General features: G+C 61.2%; 3 protein-coding genes, 1 tRNA gene and 1 pseudogene. 4 read left to right on the top strand and 1 reads right to left on the bottom strand.

The annotated features are described in order from the left end of the window. Positions 1 to 307: 307 nt before the first annotated feature. A complete protein-coding gene (locus F3H26_RS19140; protein ID WP_149777557.1) occupies positions 308 to 1,027 on the bottom strand; it encodes a lysophospholipid acyltransferase family protein in 720 nt (239 codons plus the stop codon). Between the two features lie 142 nt (positions 1,028 to 1,169). Here F3H26_RS19140 and F3H26_RS19135 point away from each other — a divergent pair. The 4 genes and pseudogenes from F3H26_RS19135 to F3H26_RS19120 all read left to right on the top strand — a co-directional run. Beyond that, positions 1,170 to 1,245, top strand: a tRNA-Trp gene (locus F3H26_RS19135). Between the two features lie 134 nt (positions 1,246 to 1,379). Next, on the top strand, positions 1,380 to 2,519 hold the full coding sequence (lptF, locus tag F3H26_RS19130; protein WP_149777556.1) for an LPS export ABC transporter permease LptF: 1,140 nt from the start codon (positions 1,380 to 1,382) through the stop codon (positions 2,517 to 2,519). Positions 2,520 to 2,601: 82 nt separating this feature from the next. Further along, positions 2,602 to 3,045: pseudogene (locus tag F3H26_RS19125) on the top strand (HD domain-containing protein); the annotation flags it as partial. A gap of 85 nt (positions 3,046 to 3,130) precedes the next feature. Continuing rightward, positions 3,131 to 3,253, top strand: a 123-nt coding sequence (locus F3H26_RS19120) for a transposase (protein WP_149776288.1), incomplete at its 3' end; no start/stop codon positions are given.

Raw genomic sequence — 3,253 nt, 5'->3', positions numbered from 1 at the left:
GCCCTGCGCGCTTGCCCAAACCGAAACCGAAGACTATCAAACCCAAACCCGCAGACTCTCGTTATGAACGAGGGACCAGCGGGGGGCAGGTCACGGGCTATTTTTTTATCCTCGGACGCCACTGCCTGCGGGTTCTTCACACCGTACTGCGAAAAGTAGCCGCGGCGCTTTCGTCACGGCTACGATTAAGTAAACGGCTGGGCTCCCAGGGAGGCGGCCTTTTTTGACACTGCGACGGTATTCAATGAAAGCCGAAATCCGGTTTCTCGGAATTCTCAACCACGGATATGTTCCGGGGACCTCTCTGCTACTGGGTCGAATGCTGGTGTTCGGGTTTCCAGGGTTCACGCCCGACCATCCGGTCCGCCTCGGCAGTGATGGAATTCATGTGTGTCTCAAGGCTTTGACGCAGGGCTTCCATCTGCTTGTCCGTCGCCTTGCGCGGGACGGTTTCGGTCCATTCGCGGCACAGGAACACCCCTTCGTTGCGCCAGGGGCGTGGCAGCAGCAGCCTGTCCCAGGTGCCGGCCTCACGGCCATGGCGCACGGAATACGTGATCCCGAACACCCGTTTGCCCGAGCTGCGCGCCCACACCAGCGGCACTGTTGACGACACCCGTTCGGGGCCCCTGGGGCCGTCGGCGGCGATGCCGATCGAGATGCCCTGCTTCATCTTGCCCAGCACTTCGCGGGAAAGTGCCACGTGGCGCTTATGGCTGGACATGGCGATGGTATCCATGCCGAACAGTTTCTGTACCCGGCCCACCATGCTGCCGGCGCGTGCGGCCGAGGTGATCGAACAGATGCGCCCCTTGTCCAACGGGAAGAAATAGGGCGATTGCGCCAACCGTTGATGCCACAGCACCACGATGACCGGCTCGCTCTGTTCGGCCAGCCTGTCCAGCTCTTCGTAGCCGATCCGCTGCCACCGCGTGTTGCGATGGACCAGTCGAATATATCCGGCGACACGCCGGGCCGCCCAGTTCAGAACGGTTTCGCTGTCTGCAATCTTCTTGCGCAGGCTCACGGCAGGTATCCTTTTGCTGGCCGAGCCCTGTCTTAGCGAACTGCGCGGCCCGTGCAACTTGTTTGTCGGAACCGCAAGGTGCCGGAAACTGCAAAAAGCCTCTTGAGTCCGCCGCGTGGCTGGCATATCTGAAGCGCAGTACAGGGGTATAGCTCAGTTGGTAGAGCGACGGTCTCCAAAACCGTAGGTCGCGGGTTCGAACCCTGCTGCCCCTGCCATTTCCCTCGACCCGACCATCGATTCCGTGTGCCCGCGTCGAATCATCGTGCGCAGCGTTGTGTGATCACGGTTTCTTCCGGCTTGCAAATGGCCTATTGTCCGCGTGATCGCAGGAACAGATGAACGAGGTCACATGTCGCGATTTGACGGGTATTTCCTGCGGCAACTGCTGGTTCTTTTCGGCTTTTTCACCTTGGTGCTGGTGGGGGTCTTCTGGATCACCCGCTCGGTCAGTCTGTTCGAGCGCGTCATCAGCGGCGGTCAGTCGGCCATGGTGTTTCTCGAGTTCACCGCGCTGACGCTGCCGACGCTGATCCGCACGGTGATGCCGATGGCCGTGTTCGCGGCGGCCGTATATGTGACGAACCGCCTGACCCGCGAAAGCGAGCTGACGGTGATGCTGGCCACGGGCTCAAGCCCGTGGCGGCTGGGGCGCGCGGTTTTTCTGTTTGGCGTGGTCGCAGGCGTGATGATGGGGATCATCAGCGTGTTCCTGCGCCCCGCTTCGGTCGATCAGTTCGAACGGCGCGAATCCGAAGTTGCCGCCGACATTACCGCGCAGTTGCTGAACGAGGGCGAATTCATGCACCCGGTGTCAGGCGTCACGGTCTATATCGGACGAATTGATCTGGACGGGACATTGCACGAGGTCTTCGTGTCGGACCGGCGCAACAAGGCCAATCCGGTCACCTATTCCAGTGCCTCGGCCTACCTGGTGAACAACGCGTCGGGCGTACACTTGGTCATGGTGGACGGGCTGGCGCTGAGGCTGAACCAGAACGGCCGAACGCTTGCGTCGACGCGGTTCGAAGACGCCGCCTATGACATTTCGGAACTGACCCGAAAATCGGACCTGGGCCGGCGCAGCCCCGAGGCCATTCCGACGGCCGAACTTCTGGGCGATCTGGATGCTCTGGCTGCGCAAGAGGGGCATTCCGTCGGGCAGTTGGTGGATGAACTTCATCAGCGGTTCTCGTGGGTTGCGATCTGCGTGGCCGTTGCCTTGGTCGGATATGCAACGCTGATGCTGGGCAGCTTTTCGCGTTTCGGTCTGTGGCCGCAGATCTTCGGAGCCTTCACGATCCTTGTTCTGCTTGAAGGCGTGCGTGGGTTCGTTTCGCCGATCGTCATCGGCGACCCGCAGCTGTGGCCTCTGCTCTATGCGCCGGCGGCGCTTGGCGTGATCGTGTCGGGGGCGTTTCTGGCCTTGGCCGGCCGGCCGTTGATTCGTTCGCGCGGCCGGTCCGACGCGGCACGTCCGGCGGCGGCCTGACGGAAACACTGCGGGTCATTTCTCTTTGAGGATGCAATTCGCCGCGCTACTCTCGGCGCGACATCCAACCGAGGGGCGCGCCATGCCGGACAATCGCCACACACCTGCCTGGACCAGTTTCGAAGAAGCGACGAAAGCCGATTGGGATGCGGTCATGGCCTACGAAGAGGCCTACAACGCGGCCTTGCCCGACAGAATTTTGGCCGCGATCCGGTCACTGGACGAAGAATGGACGCCCTATCCGGTCAACCGGTACCAGCACAGCCTGCAGGCCGCGACGCGCGCCTACGAGGACGGTGCGGACGAGGAAATCATAGTCGCAGCGCTGATCCATGACGTGGGCGACATCCTGTCGCCCTACAACCACGGCGAGCTGTCAGCGGCGATGATGAAGCCTTATGTCAGTGAACGCACCCACTGGATCCTGAAGCACCACTGCGTGTTCCAGGGCTATTACTACAACCACCATCTGGGCGGCGACCGCAACGCGCGCGACAAGTATCGCGACAGCCCCTATTGGGAGGACAGAGGTGGTCCGAGAAATCTGAACAGATGAGTTAGGTGGATTTTCCGCTCCTGATCCGGCAGCGTGCCGGGACGAAGGAGTGAATATGGCAAGACGACCGAGGCGGAACCACAGCCCTGCATTCAAGGCGAAAGTGGCATTGGCAGCTTTGAAGGGCGACAAAACGATGAGCGAATTGGCGACGCAGTTTGACGTTCATCCGAACCAG

The organism is Ruegeria intermedia, from assembly GCF_900129345.1.
Taxonomy (GTDB): domain Bacteria; phylum Pseudomonadota; class Alphaproteobacteria; order Rhodobacterales; family Rhodobacteraceae; genus Ruegeria; species Ruegeria intermedia.
This window is presented reverse-complemented; position numbering and strand designations above follow the sequence as displayed.

Excerpts from the sequence above, each read along its gene's own strand:
- lptF (WP_149777556.1), top strand. The coding sequence starts at position 1,380 with ATGTCGCGATTTGACGGGTATTTCCTGCGGCAACTGCTGGTTCTTTTC.